Source organism: Duganella sp. P38, from assembly GCF_050859475.1.
Lineage (GTDB): Bacteria > Pseudomonadota > Gammaproteobacteria > Burkholderiales > Burkholderiaceae_D > Rugamonas.
This window is the reverse complement of sequence record NZ_CP193936.1, coordinates 4,968,538-4,988,996: the sequence shown is the minus strand read 5'-3', so window position 1 is coordinate 4,988,996 and position 20,459 is coordinate 4,968,538. Positions and strand designations below refer to the sequence as shown.

Below are 20,459 nucleotides of genomic sequence, written 5' to 3'. Positions count from 1 at the left end.
CTCCTGAGGCGCGCGCGGCGCGCAAATGGGGATTTATCCGGAAAACTGGGCCAGGTGGGCGCTGACCTTGGCGTCGAGGTCGGCGCGCCATTCGGGCGGCATCACGGCCAGCACCTGCTGCTGCAGGGCGCTGGCCTGGTTCAGCAGTCCCTGGTCGCGCAGGCGCGCCTTGGCTGCACTGGTCCACAGATAGATCTTGGCCAGGTGGGCGGCGCTGGGCGCACCGGTGTCGGGTTCAGGCGGCAGGTGCGAGTACAGCACCGCCGTCGGCAGGTAGGCCGGCAGGTAGCCGGCCGCGGCCAACTGCTCCATGGCCGCCAGCGCCGCGTCGACCTCGACCGGGCCGCCATCGCCCTGGGCCTGCATGATGGCCAGGCGGTAGCGGGCGTCCTCGTTGTACGGCGCCGCCATCTGGTACCAGCGGCGCGCGGCCGGCAGGTCGGGCGGCACGTCGGCGTCGGCCCGCAGGTAATTGCCCATGCGTAGCATCGCCGGCGGCGAGCTGGCCAGCGCGGCCTGGCGGCACATGGCCAGCCCGCGCTGCACGTCGCGCGCGACGTAACGGCCGCGGATGTAGAACTCGGCGGCCGAGCACAGCGAAATCAGGTGGCCGCGGTCGGCGGCGGCCTGGTAGCTGGCCAGCGCCGCCAGCGCGTTGCCGGGCGCGTCGGGCGCGCGCATCAGGCAATCGGCGTGCAGGTGCAGCGCGGCGGGAATCTTGCCGCTGGCAGCCTTGGCGTACCAGCTGCAGGCCAGCTCCTGGCTGACCGGGCGACCCCAGCCGTTCTGGTGATACTGGCCGAGGGAAAATTGCGCCAGCGGATTGCGGGCGGCGTGACGTTCGAAGGCGGCGTAGGCGCGCGTGTAGTCGCCCTTGACTTGCAGCGCGTAGGCGGGCTGCAGCGGCTGGGCGTAATCCTTGACCGGCTTGCCGGCGGCGGCGCACTGGGCGCTCATGAGCGCAAGGAACAACAGCAGAAGGCGTATCGATGGCATGGTTGATTCAGGCGGCCGCCCCTTGCGTAAGCGGCCGCGCGACACGGTTTAGTTGGAGCTCGGGAACACGCCCTGGATGGCGATGAAGTAGTACATGGCCAGGTAAGGCGACATATTGTTGAACGCGGCGTTGCCGCCGGTGGCGCCGGTGGTGCCGGCCGGCAGGTTGCCGCTCAGCGTGACGGCAGCCGAGCCGCCCAGCGTGACCGTCGGCGTGCCGCTGCTGGTGACAGTGACGGTGCCGGCGATGGCGCCGGCGCCCATGGTCACGTCCGGCGCGGTGGTGCCGTAGATCCGGCTGGCCGGCGCCAGCGGCGAGGCCAGGCTGCCGCCCGGCTGCGGGGCGGTGACCGTGCCTTGCACGCTGCTGGCTTTCAGCGCCAGCTGCGAGGTGTTGGCGGTGTAGGTGACCGGCTTCATGTCGACGCTGCTGGTGATCTTGCTCAGATCGATGCCGGCGGTGATATTGGCCAGCGGCACCGCCGGCGTGGTGTGGACGTGGGCCGGGATGTTGGCAGTGACCAGCGTGGTCTGCGCGGTGCCGCCGACTTCGCCGACATTGTAGGTGATGCCTTCACGGCTGGTGCCGGCGCCGATGATGGCGCGGCCGCGCAGGTCCGGCAGCGCGAAGGTGGTGGCGCCGTTGCCGCCATAGGTGGTGCCCAGCAGCGCGAACAGGGCGCTGTTCTGCGCGATGCTCATCACCTGGCCCTGGGCCGGCGCATAGCCGCGCAGGTCGTTGCGGGCCCATGCCAGCACGCACACCGAGGACAGATACGGGTCGGACGCCGAGCAAGCGTAGCTGGCGTTGCTCCAGCTGGCCGCCGAGGCGGTGACGGCGGCCAGCGTCAGGATGCGGGCAATACGGTTGGTAGGTGATTTCATGGGCTCCCCTTTGGTTTTGGTTGGTGGTACGTCACTGCGAAATCATTTTTGCGGCGGCGTCATCAGCACCTTGCCGCTCATGCCGGCGATCAGCTCGCCGAAGCGGCCGTCGATCACCGCGTTCAGCTTGACCGACTGGCTGACCGGATCGACGCGGGCGCCGATGCGCTGCACCTTGGCCGGGTAGGTTTTGCCGGTTTCATCGATGCTGACCTGGAAGGTGGTGCCGCCGCGCACCCAGCTCAGCCAACGCGACGGCACGATGAATTCCAGTTCCAGCGTGCTGTCGTCGAGAATTTCCATCAGCGCCTGGCCTGGCTGCACATACTGCTGCTCGCGCGCCTTTTGCTCGGCGATGCGGCCGGCGAACGGCGCCGTGACCTGGCACTTGCCCAGCAGCGTGCGGTTGGCCGCCACTTCGGCCTGGGCTTTCTGCGCCTCGGCCTTGGAGACGTCGAGTTCGACCTGGCCGACCGAATTGAGCTGGGCCAGTTTCTGGTTGCCTTTCCAGTTGGTGTCGGCCGCCATCAGCGCGGCCTCGGCTTTGGCCAACTGCGCCTGCTGCAGCGCGCAGTCGAACTGCACCAGCAACTGGCCCTGGCGGAACGCGGCGCCTTCGGCCAGCGGCAGGCGGTTGATCTTGGCGCCGATCTCGGCCGCCAGCGTGGTGTAGCGGCGCGGCGCCAGCTGGGCGCGGATTTCGCGGCTGTCCAGCGCGGCGGCGGCCGGGGCCGGCGCCGCCTGGGCCGGCAGCGCTGCCCACAGGGTCAGGCTCAACAGGGACAACATCCGTTTCATTGGCCACCCTCGATGGCCGGCAGCTGGCCGCGGTTCCATGCCTGCAACGACTGGCCGACGGCGCTGGTCAGCTGGTCCAGCGGCATGCTGGACGAGCCGGTAATGCTTGGCTCCATGCCCAGCGTGGCCTGCAGCCGCGATGCGGCGGCCTGGGCGTTGGACAGCGCCTGGTAGCGGCGCAGCTGCGACAGCACCGCCGTGCTTTGCTGCGAGATGCGGTCCAGCGCCGACTGTTTCTGCGCCTCGGCCTGGTTGGCGATGTGGCTGGCGATGCGGGTATCGACGCCGGCAATGGCGTCGGCGCGCTGGAACTGGCGCGCGGTGTTGGCATACTGCAAACGCGCGATGTGCAGCTGGCTCAGCACCGCCATCTGGGTCGCCATGCGGCGCTGGTTGGCCAGCGACACGCCGGCGTCGGCCAGGCGCATCTGCGCCGGCGCCGACAGCAGGCCGAACAGGTTGAACGAGATCTGCGCGCCGGCCTCATTCCAGTTCTGGTGGATCAGGTAGTCGTCGTTGCTGTGCTTGACGCCATAGTTGAACGACAGGCCCGGGAACAGCTTCAGCAGCGTGCGCCGGGTTTCCTGCTGGGCGATGCGGGCGTTGTAAATGCCTTCGCGCAGGTCGGGATTGCGCAGCAGCGCGTATTCTTCCAGCCGTTCGACCGGCTGTTCCAGCCACACGGTGCTGACCTCGCCGGCCGGCTCGACCACGGTGTAGTCGGCGCCCAGCGCGCAGGTTGGCTAGCGTGGCCAGTTCGATCTTGCCGGTCGACAGTTCCTGTTCGATAGTTTCCAGCAGGCGCAGATTTTCCAGCAGCTGGCGCTGGTAGCGCAGCGGTTCCAGCGGCGAGCGGATGCGGTCGTCCTCGGCCTTGCGGGCGTCGTTCAGCGCGGATTCGGACTCGGCGATGGTCTGGCGCAGCTGCGGCAGCAGTTTCTGCGCCGCCACCACGCGCCAGTAGGCCGAGCGCACATCCTGCACCAGGTTGTTCAGCGCCTTGCGGTGGCGTTCGCTGGCGATCAGTACCCGGTCGGCGTTCTGGCGCGCGGCATAGTAGCTCTGACCGAAGTCGAGCAGGCTCCAGGAGATGCCGACCTCGGTGGTCAGCACTTCGCGGCTGGACGAGATATAGGGATTGGCCAGCGACGGCGCGCCGGTGACGGAGTCGACGCTGCGGGTGATCAGGTCGTTGTTGCGGTCGCGGTAGCCGGCCGAGGCGACCAGCTTGGGCAGCATGTCAAACTTGCCCGCCTCGAAGGTGCCGAGGGCAACCGCTTCTTCCATGGCGCGGAAACGGCGGTCGGCGTTGTATTTGATGGCGCGCGCAATGGCATTGTCCAGCGTCAGCGGACCGGACAGCGGCTCGACATCCTTGGTCAGCGCGGTTTTATCTTCTTGCAAGGTGGCGCGCACTTCCGGCAGCGTGAGGCGCGTTTGTTCGACATTCAAGGTGGAACAACCGGTTAACAGGAGCATGCCCAGGGACAGCGGGCCGAGCGCGGAAAGTTGGTAGGAACGCATTAATGGTTCTCTCAGCAAGATAAAAAAAGTCGATTCGGTGTGACTGGGCAGAATGCGGAAATCGGGGCTGATTTGCGCGATTAATAGTCAGTGAATCGCGGTTAATAAGAATTTCGATAGTCTAATTGGAGCATACGCTCAGGATTCGCAGTATTCCTGCTGCTGCTGATTTGGCAGACAACTCTATCCTAACATCAATTTACAATCCTTCTGGAAACCTTCTTTGTTCTTTTTCATGCAGCTGTAGGCTTACTTCCAGGCCGGTGTGAGTATTCGTGACAATAAAATTAATATTTAATTAATATGCTATTCAAAATAGTGTGATTATTGGAGATATTTTGCAGCCTGAGGGGGCGTTCGGAAATAAAAAAGGGAAGCGCGAAGCTTCCCTTTTTTATTTAACGGACCGGTTTATCGGCGCGTATCGACCTGAATCAATGGCTCGTCGTTTTGCGGCGGCAGCGGTTTGCGTTCGCGCGGCACGCGGACCGGGGGAGCGATCTTGGCGGCTGCTTCCTGGGCGGCGCGCAGCTTGGCCGGATCGGTGGCCGCCAGCGTCAGGCCAGCGGAGCCGAGTACGGCTTGCAGGTCGATGGGCGTCGCTGGTGCTGGCGCAGCAGGTGCCGCTGCTGGTGCGGGCGATGCCGCCACAGCTGCGGCAACCGGTGCGGCTGCAGCTGCAGCGGCTGGTTCAGCTGCGACCGGCTTGGCTTCCACCGGTGCCGGGGCGACTGCTTCGGCGCCAACGGCGGCCGGAGCGGCTGGCTCGGCGACCGGTGCTGCTTCGGCAACGACTGGTTCAACAGCTACCGGCTCAGCGGCGGCGACAGGCTCGGCGGCGACAGGCTCGGCGACAACCGGGGCCGGGGCTGCTGGTTCAGCAGCGGCCGGGGCAGCGTTTGCCTGTTCAGCGACAACTGGCTTGGCGGCAACTGGCTCAGCGGTGGTCGGCTCAGCAGCAGTTGGCTCAGCGGCCGCCACTGGCTCAGCAGCCGCTGGCTCGGCGGCAACTACTGGCGCGGTGGCGACTGGTTCAGCGGCCGGAGCGGGGCAGCGTCGGCGGCGGCGACCGGCTCTACTACAGCAGCAGCGGCGGCCTCTGCGGCCGGTGCGGCGGCAATCGCTTCCGGTGCAGCGGCCGCTGCTTCGGCAGCCACTGCTGCGGCAGGGGCTTCGACAGCTACGGCGGCTGGCGCCGGGGCGAAGCTCAGTTCAGCCTGTTCGCCAGCTTCACCGGCAACGGCTTCCTGGCCCTCCTGGCCCTCCTGGCCTTCTACGCCTTCGCGTTCACGGCGATTGCGGTTACGGCCGCCACGGCGGCGGCGACGGCGCGGCTCATCGCCTTCGCCTGCCACGTCGTTTTCTTCACCTTCCGGACCGGCGTTGGGCGCTGATTTCAGGATGCTGGCGGCAGCGTCCGTTACCGGGCCGGTGGCTGGCGCGGCGGCGTCCAGTGCCAGCTCTTCCACTTTGGCTTCCGCAGCGGCTTTCTCGCCGCGCGGCTCGCGTGGAGCTCGCGGCTCGCGTGGCGCGCGTTCCGGGCGCTCGGCGCGCTCAGGACGCTCAGCGCGCTCGGCACGCTCACGGCCCTGGCCTTCAGCGGCCTGCTCGCGTGGCTCGCGGGGTTCACGCGCTTCGCGTGGCGGACGCGGTGGGCGTGGCGGACGGCCATTGGCGTCTGCTGCCTTGCCTTCTTCCTGACCGGCGCCGGCGCCGGTGCGGGTGGCGCCGGCTTCTTTCTCGTCGCGCTCGCCACGGCCGCCTTTGCCGTTACGGCCACGGCCGCGTGGGCCACGGGCGTTGCGGTCGGCGCGCTCGCCATTGGCCGGGGTCTTGACCACGATGGTCGGCTGTTGCGGCAGGGCAGGGGCGGCTGGCGCGCCGGTGAAGAAGCTCACCAGCTTGGCGAAGAAGCCTTGCGGCGCAGGCGTCGGTGCTGGCGCCGGGGCCGGCTTGATGACCGTCTCGGTCGGCTTGCGCTCGACCAGCGGCGCCGGCTGATCCGGGGTGATGGTCTTGACCATGGCTTCCTGGCGCGGCTTGGCTTCTTCCTTCTGGCGCTTGCTGTAGGCCATGTCGGTTTCCGCCTGCTCGGCCAGCGAGTAGCTTGCGGCGCTGTCTTCCAGGCGCGGATCGTCGTGCTTGATGCGCTCCAGCTTGTAGTGCGGGTTTCCAGGTGCTTGTTCGGCACCAGGATGATGTTGATGCGATGGCGGGTCTCGATCTTCAGCACTTCGCCACGCTTCTCGTTCAGCAGGAAAGCTGCCACGTCCACCGGCACTTGCACGTGGATGGTGGCCGAGTTTTCCTTCATCGCCTCTTCCTGGATGATGCGCAGCACTTGCAGCGCCGACGATTCGGTATCGCGGATGTGGCCGGTGCCGGAGCAGCGCGGGCAGGTCACGTGCGAGCCTTCCGACAGCGACGGACGCAGGCGCTGGCGCGACAGTTCCATCAGGCCGAAGCGGGAAATCTTGCCCATCTGTACACGGGCGCGGTCGTGGTGCAGCGCGTCCTTCAGGCGCTGTTCCACTTCGCGCTGGTTCTTGGCCACTTCCATGTCGATGAAGTCGATCACGATCAGGCCGCCCAGGTCGCGCAGGCGCAGCTGGCGGGCCACTTCTTCGGCCGCTTCGCAGTTGGTGTGGAAAGCGGTGGTTTCGATGTCGGAACCGCGGGTGGCGCGGGCCGAGTTGACGTCCACCGACACCAGCGCTTCGGTGTGGTCGATGACGATGGCGCCGCCCGACGGCAGCGGCACGGTGCGGCTGTAGGCGGTTTCGATCTGGTGTTCAATCTGGAAGCGCGAGAACAGCGGCACGTCGTCGCTGTAGCGTTTTACACGGTGCACCATGTCGGGCATCACGTGGCTCATGAACTGGTGCGCCTGCTCGTAGATCTCGTCGGTGTCGATCAGGATCTCGCCGATGTCTGGCTGGAAATAGTCGCGGATCGCGCGGATCACCAGCGACGATTCCTGGTAGATCAGGAACGCGCCCGAGGCCGACTTGCCGGCGCCTTCGATGGCGCGCCACAGTTGCATCAGGTAGTTCAAGTCCCATTGCAGTTCATCGACGTTGCGGCCGATGCCAGCGGTGCGGGCAATGACGGACATGCCTTGCGGCAGATCCAGCTTGTCCATGGTTTCACGCAGTTCCTGGCGCTCCTCGCCCTCGACACGGCGGGAAACACCGCCGCCGCGCGGGTTGTTCGGCATCAGCACCAGGTAGCGACCGGCCAGTGAGACGAAGGAGGTCAGGGCGGCGCCCTTGTTGCCGCGCTCTTCTTTTTCCACCTGGACCATGATTTCCTGGCCCTCGCGCAGCGCGTCCTTGATGGTGGCGTTGCGCACATCCACGCCTTCGCGGAAGTAAGTGCGTGCTACTTCCTTGAACGGCAGGAAACCGTGGCGATCTTCGCCATAGCTGACGAAGCAAGCTTCCAGCGACGGTTCGATGCGGGTGATCACGCCCTTGTAGATGTTGGACTTGCGCTGTTCGCGTCCGGCGGTTTCGATGTCGATATCGATCAGTTTCTGACCGTCGACAATGGCTACGCGCAGCTCTTCTTGCTGCGTAGCATTAAACAACATGCGTTTCATTTTTATAAACTCCGCGACCCTTGGGCCATCGATGCCGTCCGGTTTCTTAGGACCGGTGCGGCAAGCTACAGGGATATACGCGAGAATCGGAATGATTGCGGTGGGTATGCCCATCCTGTGCGGCCGCGTGGGCGGCCGCAACTGGGCGCATGAGGTTGATCGACATGCCGAGTGCTCGCTTCATCTGTAGTTCTCCATGCGGCCCCAACGGACGGCAGAAAAGAACAGACGGAGAGCAGCGTCATAATGGCCAGATCTCGACCAGGCTTTCATACTACAAGTGTTGCAACTTCGGTAACCAGGCTGGTTTCAGCCTTCCGTCGAGCTTGCAGTGAGCATGGGGTCTGGCGAAAACGGCAAGCGTTATCAACTTCTCATCAACCGGCCAGCCCCTGTGAACTGGCTGACCGGACTTTATCCTTACTATCCAATCAATCTTCTTCAACATCCCTGTCGCCATCCGATTACAACTACGGTGCAACCCTGACTCCGACAAGGGCGGTGCGTATACATTTTTTCCTCTGAATTTGCAATTTGGCGAGGCCAGTGGAGACGCCCCTGTGTAAAATGTGCTTTTATTCTTACACTTGCCGCAGTTTGAACCGCAGCGAAACGATTATATATTCAAAATGAAGGACTTAGAGAGATTTCTGGGAAGACAGAGCAAATGAAGATGCAAAATGATGTTGTTCCCGCTTCAACGTCCGCCCCGCTGCAAGCCCAATTCGTAACCATCACTGAAGAAGAAGCCGGTCAACGGATCGATAACTACCTGTTGCGTGTTTGCAAAGGCGTGCCAAAAAGCCACGTTTATCGCATCCTGCGCTCGGGTGAAGTGCGCGTTAACAAAGGTCGTATCGACCAGCTATACCGTCTGGTGCAAGGCGATGTCGTGCGGATCCCGCCGATCCGCCTGGCGGAAAAACCGGACAACCACGTGCCGGCCGCCGAGTTCAAGATTATTTTCGAGGACAGCCACCTGCTGGTGATCGACAAGCCGGCCGGCGTGGCCGTGCACGGCGGTTCCGGCGTGTCGTTCGGCGTTATCGAGCAGTTGCGCGCGTCGCGCCCGGACGCCAAGTTCCTCGAACTGGTGCACCGGCTGGACCGCGAAACCTCGGGCCTGTTGCTGCTCGCGAAGAAACGTTCGGCGCTGACCAGCCTGCACGAACAGATGCGCGACGGCCTCACTGACAAGCGTTACCTGACCATGGTGGCCGGCGACTGGAAAAACGCGCGCCAGCACATCAAGTTGCCGTTACATAAATACACGACGGCCGACGGCGAGCGCCGGGTGTCGGTGTCGGCCGACGGCATGGCCTCGCACACGATTTTCTCGCTGCTGAAAAAATTCGACGGCTACGCGCTGCTGGAGGCCGAGCTGAAAACCGGCCGCACCCACCAGATCCGCGTTCATCTGTCATCGTCGGAGTTCCCGATCCTGGGGGACGATAAGTACGGCGATTTCGCGTTGAACAAGGCTTTGCAAAAAGCCACCGACACGCGCGGCGCGCTGAAGCGCATGTTCCTGCACGCGCATCAGATTACCTTTACCCATCCCGAATCCGGTAAAAAGATGACGCTCAATGCGCCATTGGCCGCCGAATGTGAGCGATTCTTGGTAAGCTTGGGCAAACCTCTTAACTAATCGCAAACACATGGCAAGAAAGCAATTTGATCTGATCGTCTTCGATTGGGACGGCACGTTGATGGATTCGACCTCGACTATCGTCAAATGCATCCAGGCGGCCGCGCGCGACCTGGCGCTGCCGGTGCCCCGCGACGATATGGCGGCCCACGTGATCGGCCTCGGCCTGCACGAGGCGATGCAGGCGGTGTTGCCGGACATCGATCCGGCCTACTATCCGCGCATGGTGGAGCGCTACCGCTACCACTTCCTGTCGCGCGATCACGAGATCAGCCTGTTCCCGGGCGTGCATGACATGCTGGAGGATTTGTCGCAAAACGGCTATTTCCTGGCGGTGGCCACCGGCAAGAGCCGGGTTGGCTTGAACCGCGCCATGAATGATGTCAAAGTGCTGTCGCTGTTCGACGCCACGCGCTGCGCCGACGAAACCTTTTCCAAGCCGCATCCAGCCATGTTGCAGGAGCTGACGCGGGAGTTAGGCCAGGATATGCGGCGTACCGTGATGATCGGCGATACCACGCACGATCTGCTGATGGCCAGCAATGCCGGCGCGGCCGGTATCGCGGTCGAGTACGGCGCCCATCCGGTCGAGCAGTTGCATGTCTGCAAGCCGCTGTTCTCGGCCAAAACCGTCGCCGAACTGCATCAATGGCTGAGTGAGCACGCTTGATGGATGAAATTCTGATTTGCGCCTCGGACGCCATTGAAAATGGCGGCAAGGGCGTGCGCTTTGCGCTGACCGCCGGCGGCAACGACGCCACTGGTTTCGTGGTGCGCCACGGCGGCCAGGCGTATGCCTACCTGAACCGTTGCGCCCACGTGCCGATTGAACTGGACTGGGCAGAGGGCGAGTTCTTCGAGTCCAGCAAGCTGTACCTGATGTGTTCGACCCACGGCGCCGTGTATGTGCCGGAAACCGGGCAGTGCGCCGGCGGCCCCTGCCGTGGCGGCCGGCTGCGGCCGATTACGGTGGTCGAGCACGACCAGCAAATCTTTTGGCAACCAGATGAGTACCTGCGCCCCGCGCGCGCCTGATTAACAAGAAAAGTCTTCCATGAGCGATAACCTCGATACGAATCCTTCCCAGCCAGCACGGCCGGCCGCGTCCAACTGGGAGCGCGAGGTGCTGGAAAAACTGGTGTTCGCCACGCTGAAGGAGCAAAAAGCGTCGCGCCGCTGGAGCATTTTCTTCAAGACGATGACGCTGCTGGTGATCGTGTTCGCGCTGAGCGCGTATTTCGACATCAGCTGGACCGGCTCGGACAGTGAAGCGCTGGGCCGCCACACGGCGCTGATCGAAGTCGAGGGCGCCATCGAAGCCGAGGGCAGCGGCTCGGCCGGCGTGGTGATCCCGGCGCTGAACAAGGCGTTTTCCGACGCCGGCTCGGTGGCGGTGGTGCTACATATAAATAGCCCTGGCGGCAGCCCGGTGCAGGCCGGCATGATCGTCGACGAGATGGTGCGCCTGCGCAAGGGCTATCCGGGCAAGCCGCTGTACGTGGTGGTGGACGAAATTTGCGCCTCCGGCTGTTATTACATCGCCGCCGGCGCGGACCGCATCTACGTCAACAAGGCCAGCATCATCGGCTCGATCGGCGTGTTGATGGACGGCTTCGGCTTTACCGGCGCGATGGAAAAGCTGGGCGTCGAGCGCCGCCTGCTGACGGCCGGCGAGAACAAGGGTTTTATGGACCCGTTCAGCCCGGTAACGGAAAAGCACAAGCAGCACGCCCAGCACATGCTGGACGAAATCCACCAGCAGTTCATCGACGTGGTGCGCGCCGGACGCGGCAAGCGCCTGAAGGAAACGCCGGACATGTTCTCCGGCCTGTTCTGGACCGGCGCCCGCTCCATCGAACTGGGCCTGGCCGACGCCTACGGCAGCGTCGACTCGGTCGCCCGCGACGTCATCAAGGCCGAGGACATCGTCGACTACACCACGCACGAGGGCTTGCAGGAGCGCGTGCTGAAGAAATTCGGCGCCGCCATGGGCGCCGGCGCAATGAAGTCGGCGGTCGATGCTGTACGGCCGAGCCTGCATTAGCCGGCGCCATGGTGCAAGTGGCTTGGCGATTAACATTATCAATACGGCCTTGTTTTCACTTGCATCTCCGAGGTGATGAACTATAGTGGTGTTGTAGTTCTTTCCAAGGGGGGCCGATATAAACATTAGCTTGTTGTCAGCACGTTCTTGATTCACGGTGATAGACGGAACTACTCAACCGCATCATCGATGCGGACCAGAGTGAATTGCGATTCCTCTTCCAAGTCCTTTCGTGGGACTGAAAACAGCGGCTCCGTGCCGCTGTTTTCTTGTTCCGTCTGCGTGTGCGCGAAGCCGCCGGCGTCCAGCCAGGCCAGGAACAGCGTTTGTTGATATTTGTACCACAGGGTTTGCGCGCTGGCCAGCGCCGGTTGGCCGGCGCGGCAGCGGTCGAGCAACAGGGCGGTGCGGTGATGGGCGGCCTGGGCTTGCGCCGCTGGGTTGGCAATATAAGTCATGATGGTCCTGCTGAGTATTCCGATGAGCAGTAGGCGGATTCCTAATGCGGTTTCAGTCTATCAATCGCATCCCGCCATGGCTTGATATGTATCAAGGATGCATACTCCTGTAAAATCGCGGCCATGAGCAAATTATCCTTGGACCGCATCCTGCAATCGCAGGGCTATGGCACCCGCAAATACTGCCGCTCCCTGATCGAGGACGGCGAAGTCGCCATCAATGGCGTGGTGCACGACAATTACAAAGAAACCATCGAAACCGACGGCCTGGTGTTCCGCCTGTTCGACGAGGACGTGGTGTACCGCGAACACGTGTATATCGCGCTGTTCAAGCCGCAGAATTACGAGTGCTCGCGCAAGCCGAGCCACCATCCGGGCGTGTTGACGCTGCTGCCGGAAGAGCTGACCTGGCGCGATGTGCAGCCGGTCGGCCGGCTCGACCACGACACCACCGGCATGCTGCTGATGTCGGACGATGGCGCCTTTATCCATGCACAATCGTCGCCGAAGCGGCATGTCCCCAAAATTTACCAGGCCACTACCGCCGAGCCGGTGAGCGATAAGCTGATCGCTGAACTGCTGTCGGGCGTCAAGCTGCACGACGAGCCGGAGCCGCTGGCGGCTCAGACCTGCATCAAGCGCGGCGAGCATCAACTCGAAATCGTGCTGGAGCAGGGCAAATACCACCAGGTCAAGCGCATGCTGGCTGCCGCCGGCAACCATTGCGCGGCGCTGCACCGCTCCGCCATCGGCGGCCTGGAACTGGCGTCGCTGGACATCGAGGAAGGCGACTGGTGCTACCTGACCCCCGAACAACTCGCCTTGCTCGCCCCGGCATGAAACTCGCCACCCTGAAAGACGGCACCCGCGACGGTCAGCTGATGGTGGTGTCACGCGACCTCAAACGCGCCCAGCTGGCCGACGGCATCGCCCGCACCTTGCAGCGCGCCCTCGACGATTGGGCCTTCATCTCCCCGCAACTCGACGCTATCTACCAGGAACTGAACCGGGGCGGCGGCCGCCGCAGCTTCGACTTCGAGCCGAAAAACTGCATGGCGCCGCTGCCGCGCGCGTTCCAGTGGGCCGATGGCTCGGCCTATGTCAACCACGTCGAGCTGGTACGCAAGGCGCGCGGCGCCGAGCTGCCGGCCTCGTTCTGGGAGGAGCCGCTGATGTACCAGGGCGGCAGCGACGACCTGCTCGGCCCGACCGACGACATCGTGCTGGCGCATGAGGCGTGGGGCCTCGACTTCGAGGCGGAAGTGTGCGTGATCACAGACGATGTGCCCATGGGCGCGACGCCGGACCAGGCGCACCAGCGCATCCACCTGCTGCTGCTGGCCAACGATGTGTCGCTGCGCAACCTGATTCCGGACGAACTGGCCAAGGGCTTCGGCTTCGTGCAGGCCAAGCCGGCCACCAGTTTCTCGCCGGTGGCGGTCACGCCGGACGAGCTGGGCGACGCCTGGAAGGGCGGCAAGGTGCACCTGCCGCTGCTGTCGACCTGGAACGACAAGCTGGTCGGCAAGCCGCACGCCGGCGTCGACATGGTGTTCAACTTCCCGCAGCTGATCGCCCACCTGGCCAGGACGCGCAATGTGCGCGCCGGTTCCATCATCGGCTCGGGCACGGTGTCCAACCGCGACGCCAGGCGCGGCTATTCCTGCATCGCCGAGCAGCGCTGCCTGGAGACGCTGGCCGGCGGCGCGCCGGTGACGCCATTCATGGCCTTTGGCGACACCATCCGCATCGAAATGCTGGACGACGGCAAATCCGTGTTCGGCGCCATCGAGCAGATCGTCAAGCCGATTTAATTTCCCCGTGGAATCGTGGATATGGCGGTGAAAACCTGCCGTATTCCACCGATGATATGCCGCTGCCGCCATCGATAATGGCACTGTCGAAGATTAACCCACGCAGCAGGCAGACCCGATATGGCAGAAGACAGCGACGCCGAAAAGACCGAACCCGCGTCAGCGAAGCGCCTCGAGCAGGCGCGCGAGGAAGGCGACGTCCCGCGCTCGCGGGAAGTGGCGACGTTTACCGTGCTGATGGCCGCCGGCGCCGGCCTGTGGGCGATGGGCGACATGGTGATCCGCCAGCTCGAGGCGGTGATGGTGTCCGGCCTGGCGCTGGACCAGGAACAGATTTTCAACGCCGACGTGCTGATACGCCGCATCGGCATGGACCTGGTGCAGGTGCTGATCGCCTGCCTGCCGCTGGGCGTGGCGGTGATGGTGGTGGCGCTGGCGTCGCCGATCCTGGTCGGCGGCTGGCTGTTCAGCTCGAAGTCGTTCATGCCCAACTTCAACAAACTCAATCCGATCAAGGGCGTCGCCAATATGTTCTCGAAGAACGCATTGGTCGAGCTGGTCAAAGCCATTCTGAAAACGGTGGTGGTGGCGTTTGTCGCCTGGCTGGTGGTGCTCAAGTACAAGGACGCGGTGATCGGGCTGGCGGTCGAACCGCTCAAGCTGGGCATCGCCCACACCGCCAATATGCTGGCGGCCAGTTTCATGTTCATCGTCGGCGCGCTGGGCCTGATCGCGGCGATCGACGCGCCTTACCAGATGTGGCATTACGCCGACAAACTGAAGATGACGCGCCAGGAAATGATCCAGGAGTCCAAGGAGTCCGACGGCAATCCGCAGATCAAGGGCAAGATCCGCCAGCTGCAGCGCGAGATGGCCAAGCGCCGCATGATGGCCGACGTGCCGACCGCCGACGTCATCGTCACCAACCCGACCCACTACGCGGTGGCGCTCAAGTACAACGACAGCATGCGCGGCGCGCCCAAGGTGGTGGCCAAGGGCACCGACGAGGTGGCGGCCAGGATCCGCGAGCTGGGCAAGGAACACAAGGTGGCGATCCTGGAAGCGCCGGCGCTGGCGCGCGCGCTGCACAAGCACACCGAGATCGGCGACGAGATTCCGGAGCAGCTGTACGCGGCCGTGGCCGAGGTGCTGGCTTATGTGTTCCAGCTGCGCCTGTTCAACCGCGGCGGCGGCAACCGTCCGGAAGAACCGAAGAAACTCGACGTGCCGCCCACCATGGACCCGCTGGACCCGGCCTTTGTCCCCAAGCACGGCCCGCAACCTGATTTGAATAACGGAGCATCCGCATGAACGCCCTCAGCAACGTGAAGTTACCGCCATGGCTGCAAGGCCTGGCCTCGTCGCAGAACAAGGCCAGCCTGGCGGCGCCGATCCTGATCATCATGCTGCTGGCGATGATGATCCTGCCGCTGCCGGCGTTTGTGCTGGACTTGTTCTTCAGCTTCAATATCGCGCTGTCGGTGATCGTGCTGCTGACTTCGCTGTACACGGTCAAGCCGCTGGACTTCATGTCCTTCCCGACGATACTGCTGGTGTCGACCATGCTGCGCCTGTCGCTGAACGTGGCCTCGACCCGTATCGTGCTGACCGAGGGCCACACCGGCGCCGACGCCGCCGGCAAGGTGATCGAGGCCTTCGGCCACTTCCTGATCGGCGGCAACTACACGGTCGGTATCGTGGTGTTCGTCATCCTGACCATCATCAACTTCGTGGTGGTGACCAAGGGCGCCGGCCGTATCGCCGAGGTGGGCGCGCGCTTCGCCCTGGACGCGATGCCGGGCAAGCAGATGGCGATCGACGCCGACCTCAACGCCGGCCTGATCGGCGAGGCGGAAGCCAAGAAGCGCCGCAGCGAAGTGTCGATGGAAGCCGAGTTCTACGGCGCGATGGACGGTGCCTCGAAGTATGTGCGCGGCGATGCCGTGGCCGGCATCCTGGTGACGGTGATTAACATCGTCGGCGGCCTGCTGGTCGGCGTGATCCAGCACGATATGCCGTTCGCCGACGCCACCAAGAACTACACGCTGCTGGCCATCGGCGACGGCCTGGTGGCGCAGATTCCTTCGCTGATCATTTCGATTGCGGCCGGTATCGTGGTGTCGCGCGTGGCCAACGACCAGGACATCGGCGGCCAGCTGGTGGGCGAGCTGTTCGCCAAGCCCGAAGTGCTGTACATCACCGCCGGCATCATTGGCGGCCTGGGCCTGATTCCCGGCATGCCGAACCTGGTGTTTCTGGCGCTGGCCGGCGCGCTGGGCGGCTCGGCTTATTTGATGTCGAAGAAAAAAGTGACCAAGGTGGCGGCCGAGACGGCTGCGGCCGAAGCGGCCGCGCCGGCCGCGGCGGCGGCGGCCGAGCAGGAGGAGGCCAGCTGGCAGGACGTGATGCCGGTCGATACGCTGGGGCTGGAGGTCGGCTACCGCCTGATTCCGCTGGTGGACAAGACCCAGGGCGGCGAGCTGCTCAAGCGCATCAAGGGCATCCGCAAGAAATTCGCGCAGGAGGTGGGCTTCCTGGCGCCGCCGGTGCACATCCGCGACAACCTGGAGCTCAAGCCGTCGGCCTACCGCATCGCGCTCAAGGGCGTCGAGGTGGGCGCGGGCGAGGCCTTCAACGGCCAGTTCCTGGCGATCAATCCAGGCATGGCGACCGGCACGCTGCAAGGCATGGTGACCACCGATCCGGCCTTCGGCCTGCCGGCGGTGTGGATCGACGCCAGCCTGCGCGACCAGGCCCAGGGCATGGGGTATACCGTGGTCGACGCCGGCACGGTGGTGGCGACCCATTTGAATCACCTGATCACCACCCACGCGTCCGAGCTGCTGGGGCGGGCCGAGGTGCAGGCGCTGCTGGACCACCTGGCCAAGGAATCGCCCAAGCTGGTGGAGGATCTGGTGCCGAAGATGGTGTCGGTGTCGACGCTGCAAAAAGTGCTGCAGAACCTGCTGATCGAAGGCGTGCATATCCGCGACATGCGTTCCATCATCGAGACGCTGGCCGAGCACGCCGTGCACACGCAGGACCCGAACGACCTGACGGCGCTGGTGCGCATCGCGCTGGGCCGGGCGATCGTGCAGCAGCTGTTTCCCGGCGCCGGCGAGCTGTCGGTGATGACGCTGGACAATCGCCTGGAGCGTTTGCTGATGCAGGCGCTGGCGGCCAGCGGGCCGGACGGCGCCGGCATCGAGCCGGGCCCGGCCGATACGATTGCGCAGCAGGCGGCCGCCGCGACGCAGCAGCAGGAGGCGCTGGGCCTGACGCCGGTGCTGCTGGTGCCGGGACCGTTGCGCGCCTTGCTGTCGCGCTTCCTGCGCCGCTCGCTGCCGCAGTTGAAGGTGCTGTCGCACGCGGAAATCCCGGAAAGCAAAACCATCCGCGTCACCGCGCTGGTGGGGCAGCAGCCGGCTTGATCCAGCTCGCGTCGCGTGCAGGCGGGCAGGCTAGACTGCCTGCATGCATGACGACTACGACACGCCATGGAAGCAGGCCATCGCCGGCCACCTGCCCGAATTCATGGCCTTTTACTTCCCCGACGCGTATGACGCGATCGACTGGTCGCGGCCGCACGATTTCCTCGACCAGGAACTGGCAGCCCTGTCGCGCGACGCCGAGCTGGGCACCCGACTGCTCGACAAGCTGGCATTACCGCGTGTATGACCATTACCTTCGGCCGCTGGCCAGCCTGGCCGTATTGGCGGACCAGGACGCGCGATGGCGGCCTTCGTCGTATGCCTATCAGATGCTGGGCTGCGAGATGTGCCTGACTTTTCCTGTGGCGAAGTTGCAAGACTACGCCGGCCGCCTGCCGGAGCTGCTGGCCCATGCGAATCCGTTTGCCCTGGTCACCGCTGCGCATCTGCTGACGCAGCAGACCCGGCATCATCCGCATCGGCGCCGCATCGCCAAGTGGCGCCTGACCAAAATTCTGTACGCGCGCCAGCGGGGCAGGGGGCGTATGATTAGTTTTTTCAAAGTGATCGACTGGATGATGCGCCTGCCGGACGGCTTGCAGGCCCGCTACATGCGGGGCGCTATCGCTTTGCAAAGGAGGGAGAGCATGACTTATCTGACTAGCCTTGAACGGCATGCGATCGGCAAAGGACTCCGCCGGGGCGGCGGCAGGGACGGCAGGAGGGACGGCAGGAGGGACGGCAGGAGGGCGGCGCGGAGGTGCTTGCCGCCATGCTGGTCAAGCGCTTCGGGCCGCTTGATGGCGCGGTGGCGCAGCAGCTGGCCGCGGCCAATGTGAAGCAGCTGTCGGCATGGGCGCTCAACGCCGTCGAGGCGGAGTCGCTGGCCGAGGTTTTCGGCGACTGAAATACGGGCCATTTCTGCCCCTGTTCATCGGATCGTTTCCAGAGTGCATCGTCAATAATGGACAGCATTGGAGTAAGGCGTTTGCCATTGCGGACGCACTGCTCAACCTGGTTACATTGAGAGACGGTCATGAACGTGAAAAAATTTACCGCACCGACTTCCCGCGAAGCGCTGCGCAAAGTCCGCGAATCCCTCGGCCCTGACGCCGTGATCCTGTCCAACCGTCAATCGGATGGCGTCGTCGAAATCCTCGCGCTGGCGAACGACGACGCCGCCTCGCTGGCCATGCCGGCGCCGCACTCGCCGATGGCCGAGCCGGCGCCGTCGCTGGACCTGGGCGCGCCGGTGATCGCCGCCGGCCGCGTCGAACCGCGTTTTGAAGATGAATTGCCGCACATGTCGCCTGCGGTCGCCGCCGCGCCGCGCCCGGCCAGCCTGCCGCAGCAGCCGCAGCGCCGCGTGGTCGCCTCGCACACCTCGCTGGCCACCAAGGTCGCCGCCGCGGCCGCACCGGCGCCGCAGCCGAAGGCGCCGTCCATCGACGCCCAGCAGATCGCCGCCATGGTCAGCGCCGCCGTTGCCAGCGCCAAGGAATCGGCCGCCGTCGAAATGAGCGGCATGATGAATGAAATCCGCGCCATGCGCGGCATGATGGAAACCCAGTTGGCTGAACTGTCGTGGGGCGCGACGCAAGCGCGCGAGCCGCAGAAGACCGCCGTGCTGCGCGAAATGCTGGCGGCCGGCTTCTCGGCCAGCCTGGCGCGCTACCTGATCGAAAAACTGCCGGCCGGCCGCGACGCCGCCGACAGCCTGCGCTGGATCAAGACCGTCCTCACGCGCAACCTGCAAACCATGGTCAACGAAGATGCGCTGATCGACCAGGGCGGCGTGTTCGCGCTGGTCGGCCCGACCGGCGTCGGCAAGACCACCACCACCGCCAAGCTGGCTGCGCGCTGCGTGATGCGCCACGGCCCGGACAAGCTGGCGCTGATCACCACCGACGCCTACCGCATCGGCGCCCACGAGCAGCTGCGCATCTACGGCAAGATCCTTGGCGTGATGGTGCACTCGGTCAAGGACGAGGCCGACCTGCGCATCGCGCTGAAGGAACTGAAGAACAAGCACACCGTGCTGATCGACACGGTTGGCGTCAGCCAGCGCGACCAGATGGTCACCGAGCAGGTGTCGATGCTGCAAGGCGCCGACGCCAACGTCAAACGCCTGCTGTGCCTGAACGCGACCGCGACCCAGGAGACGCTGAGCGAAGTGGTGCGCGCCTACCAGGGCAGCGGCCTGGCCGGCTGCATCATGACCAAGCTGGACGAGGCGGCCGCGATCGGCAACGCGCTGGACGTGGTGATCCGCCACAAGCTCAACCTGTTCTACGTGTCGAACGGCCAGCGCGTGCCGGAAGACCTGCACCTGGCCGACCCGGCCTACCTGATCGACCGCGCGTTCAAATTGAAACGCGAGGTCGTCAACACCCAGTACCACGACGCGGAACTGCCCCTGCTGATGAGCAACGACCACGCCATGCGCGAGGTGCACCTTGGCTAACTTCGATTTCGACCAGGCGGAGGGACTGCGCCGCATGCTGGCCGGGGCGCAGCCCCGCATCGTCACCTTTTTGTCGGCCGCGCCGCAGGACGACAAAGGCGCCATGCTGGTCAACCTGGGCGCCTCGCTGGCGCGCGCCGGCAACGACGTGCTGGTGGTCGACGCCTGCGCCAGCGCGCACGGCGTCGCCAGCCGGCTCGGCCTCGACGGCGGCCACAGCCTGCTGAACGTGGCGCGCCAGGAGTGCGCGCTGAACCAGGTGATCCACCAGGTGCCGCAGGGCTTCGCGGTGGCGTCGATGACGCGCGGCACGCCGCGCACCGGCCCGGACGACACCCGCCGCCTGGCCAAGGCGTTCGACGTGCTGGCCAAGCAGACCGGCATGGTGCTGGTCGACGGCGAGTTCGACGGCGAGGCCTTCCCGGTGCCGATCATGGCCAGCTCGGATATCGTCGTACAAGTCTCCAATAGCGCTACCTCGATCAAGGCGGCGTACAGTATGATTAAGCGCCTGAACCAGGAACTGGGCCGGCGGCCGTTCGGCATCCTGGTCACCGGCGCCTCTGAAGACGAAGCGAGGTTGGTCTATGATAATATGGCACAGGCGGCAAGCCGTTACCTTGCCGTCAATCTGGTGTCGATGGGATCGGTGCCGGCGGATGAATACCTGCAACGCGCAGCGCGCCTCGGGCGCGCGGTGGTCGATGCGTTTCCGCTGGCAGGGGCATCTGTCGCGTTCCGCCAGCTGGCGGGCCGCTTTGCGCTGGGGGAAACAACCAACTGCGCGCTTGATTAG

Annotated in this window: 17 protein-coding genes and 2 pseudogenes; 12 read left to right on the top strand and 7 right to left on the bottom strand. The window is 64.7% G+C overall.

Annotated elements, in window-relative coordinates:
* Positions 1-33: 33 nt before the first annotated feature.
* The 6 genes and pseudogenes from ACRQ5J_RS23230 to ACRQ5J_RS23205 all read right to left on the bottom strand — a co-directional run bounded on the left by ACRQ5J_RS23230 (position 34) and on the right by ACRQ5J_RS23205 (position 7,804).
* Complete coding sequence (locus ACRQ5J_RS23230; RefSeq protein ID WP_432380190.1) at positions 34-972, bottom strand: tetratricopeptide repeat protein; 939 nt, start codon at positions 970-972, stop codon at positions 34-36.
* Positions 973-1,044: 72 nt separating this feature from the next.
* Entirely contained in the window at positions 1,045-1,881 is an 837-nt protein-coding gene (locus tag ACRQ5J_RS23225; RefSeq protein ID WP_432380188.1) for a phage tail protein, read from the bottom strand.
* A gap of 42 nt (positions 1,882-1,923) precedes the next feature.
* Positions 1,924-2,679 (bottom strand): efflux RND transporter periplasmic adaptor subunit, encoded by a 756-nt coding sequence (locus tag ACRQ5J_RS23220; RefSeq protein WP_432380186.1) that lies wholly within the window; start codon positions 2,677-2,679, stop codon positions 1,924-1,926.
* A complete protein-coding gene (locus ACRQ5J_RS23215; RefSeq protein ID WP_432380184.1) occupies positions 2,676-3,362 on the bottom strand; it encodes a TolC family protein in 687 nt (228 codons plus the stop codon). Before ACRQ5J_RS23215 ends, ACRQ5J_RS23220 begins: the two co-directional genes overlap by 4 nt.
* A gap of 118 nt (positions 3,363-3,480) precedes the next feature.
* Positions 3,481-3,966: pseudogene (locus tag ACRQ5J_RS23210) on the bottom strand (TolC family protein); the annotation flags it as partial.
* A gap of 648 nt (positions 3,967-4,614) precedes the next feature.
* Positions 4,615-7,804, bottom strand: a pseudogene (locus tag ACRQ5J_RS23205) (Rne/Rng family ribonuclease).
* 667 nt (positions 7,805-8,471) lie between these two features.
* Between ACRQ5J_RS23205 and ACRQ5J_RS23200 the strand changes: the two are divergent.
* Genes ACRQ5J_RS23200 through ACRQ5J_RS23185 form a run of 4 tightly spaced genes read left to right on the top strand, consistent with a single transcriptional unit; the run spans position 8,472 to position 11,496 of the window.
* Entirely contained in the window at positions 8,472-9,452 is a 981-nt protein-coding gene (locus ACRQ5J_RS23200; protein ID WP_432380183.1) for an RluA family pseudouridine synthase, read from the top strand.
* A gap of 10 nt (positions 9,453-9,462) precedes the next feature.
* Positions 9,463-10,122 (top strand): HAD-IIIA family hydrolase, encoded by a 660-nt coding sequence (locus tag ACRQ5J_RS23195; protein WP_432380181.1) that lies wholly within the window; start codon positions 9,463-9,465, stop codon positions 10,120-10,122.
* Positions 10,122-10,487 carry a Rieske (2Fe-2S) protein gene (locus ACRQ5J_RS23190; protein ID WP_432383714.1) on the top strand — a complete coding sequence of 122 codons (366 nt, stop codon included), beginning with the start codon at positions 10,122-10,124 and terminating at the stop codon, positions 10,485-10,487. The genes ACRQ5J_RS23195 and ACRQ5J_RS23190 overlap by 1 nt, the downstream gene beginning before the upstream one ends.
* 19 nt (positions 10,488-10,506) lie before the next feature.
* Entirely contained in the window at positions 10,507-11,496 is a 990-nt protein-coding gene (locus tag ACRQ5J_RS23185; protein ID WP_432380180.1) for a S49 family peptidase, read from the top strand.
* A gap of 170 nt (positions 11,497-11,666) precedes the next feature.
* Here the strand turns inward: ACRQ5J_RS23185 and ACRQ5J_RS23180 are convergent, their stop codons facing one another.
* On the bottom strand, positions 11,667-11,954 hold the full coding sequence (locus tag ACRQ5J_RS23180) for a hypothetical protein (RefSeq protein ID WP_432380178.1): 288 nt from the start codon (positions 11,952-11,954) through the stop codon (positions 11,667-11,669).
* Between the two features lie 123 nt (positions 11,955-12,077).
* Here ACRQ5J_RS23180 and ACRQ5J_RS23175 point away from each other — a divergent pair, with 123 nt between their 5' ends.
* The 8 genes from ACRQ5J_RS23175 to ACRQ5J_RS23140 all read left to right on the top strand — a co-directional run bounded on the left by ACRQ5J_RS23175 (position 12,078) and on the right by ACRQ5J_RS23140 (position 20,459).
* Positions 12,078-12,794, top strand: a complete 717-nt coding sequence (locus tag ACRQ5J_RS23175; protein WP_432380176.1) for a pseudouridine synthase — start codon at positions 12,078-12,080, stop codon at positions 12,792-12,794.
* Entirely contained in the window at positions 12,791-13,768 is a 978-nt protein-coding gene (locus ACRQ5J_RS23170) for a fumarylacetoacetate hydrolase family protein (RefSeq protein WP_432380174.1), read from the top strand. The genes ACRQ5J_RS23175 and ACRQ5J_RS23170 overlap by 4 nt, the downstream gene beginning before the upstream one ends.
* A 120-nt stretch (positions 13,769-13,888) precedes the next feature.
* Complete coding sequence (flhB, locus tag ACRQ5J_RS23165) at positions 13,889-15,079, top strand: flagellar biosynthesis protein FlhB (protein WP_432380172.1); 1,191 nt, start codon at positions 13,889-13,891, stop codon at positions 15,077-15,079.
* Positions 15,076-17,199, top strand: a complete 2,124-nt coding sequence (gene flhA, locus ACRQ5J_RS23160) for a flagellar biosynthesis protein FlhA (RefSeq protein ID WP_432380170.1) — start codon at positions 15,076-15,078, stop codon at positions 17,197-17,199. The genes flhB and flhA overlap by 4 nt, the downstream gene beginning before the upstream one ends.
* Before the next feature lie 43 nt (positions 17,200-17,242).
* Positions 17,243-17,446 (top strand): hypothetical protein, encoded by a 204-nt coding sequence (locus ACRQ5J_RS23155; RefSeq protein ID WP_432380169.1) that lies wholly within the window; start codon positions 17,243-17,245, stop codon positions 17,444-17,446.
* Between the two features lie 513 nt (positions 17,447-17,959).
* Positions 17,960-18,106 carry a hypothetical protein gene (locus ACRQ5J_RS23150; protein ID WP_432380168.1) on the top strand — a complete coding sequence of 49 codons (147 nt, stop codon included), beginning with the start codon at positions 17,960-17,962 and terminating at the stop codon, positions 18,104-18,106.
* Between the two features lie 129 nt (positions 18,107-18,235).
* On the top strand, positions 18,236-19,663 hold the full coding sequence (gene flhF / locus ACRQ5J_RS23145) for a flagellar biosynthesis protein FlhF (protein ID WP_432380167.1): 1,428 nt from the start codon (positions 18,236-18,238) through the stop codon (positions 19,661-19,663).
* Complete coding sequence (locus ACRQ5J_RS23140; protein ID WP_432380166.1) at positions 19,656-20,459, top strand: MinD/ParA family ATP-binding protein; 804 nt, start codon at positions 19,656-19,658, stop codon at positions 20,457-20,459. The genes flhF and ACRQ5J_RS23140 overlap by 8 nt, the downstream gene beginning before the upstream one ends.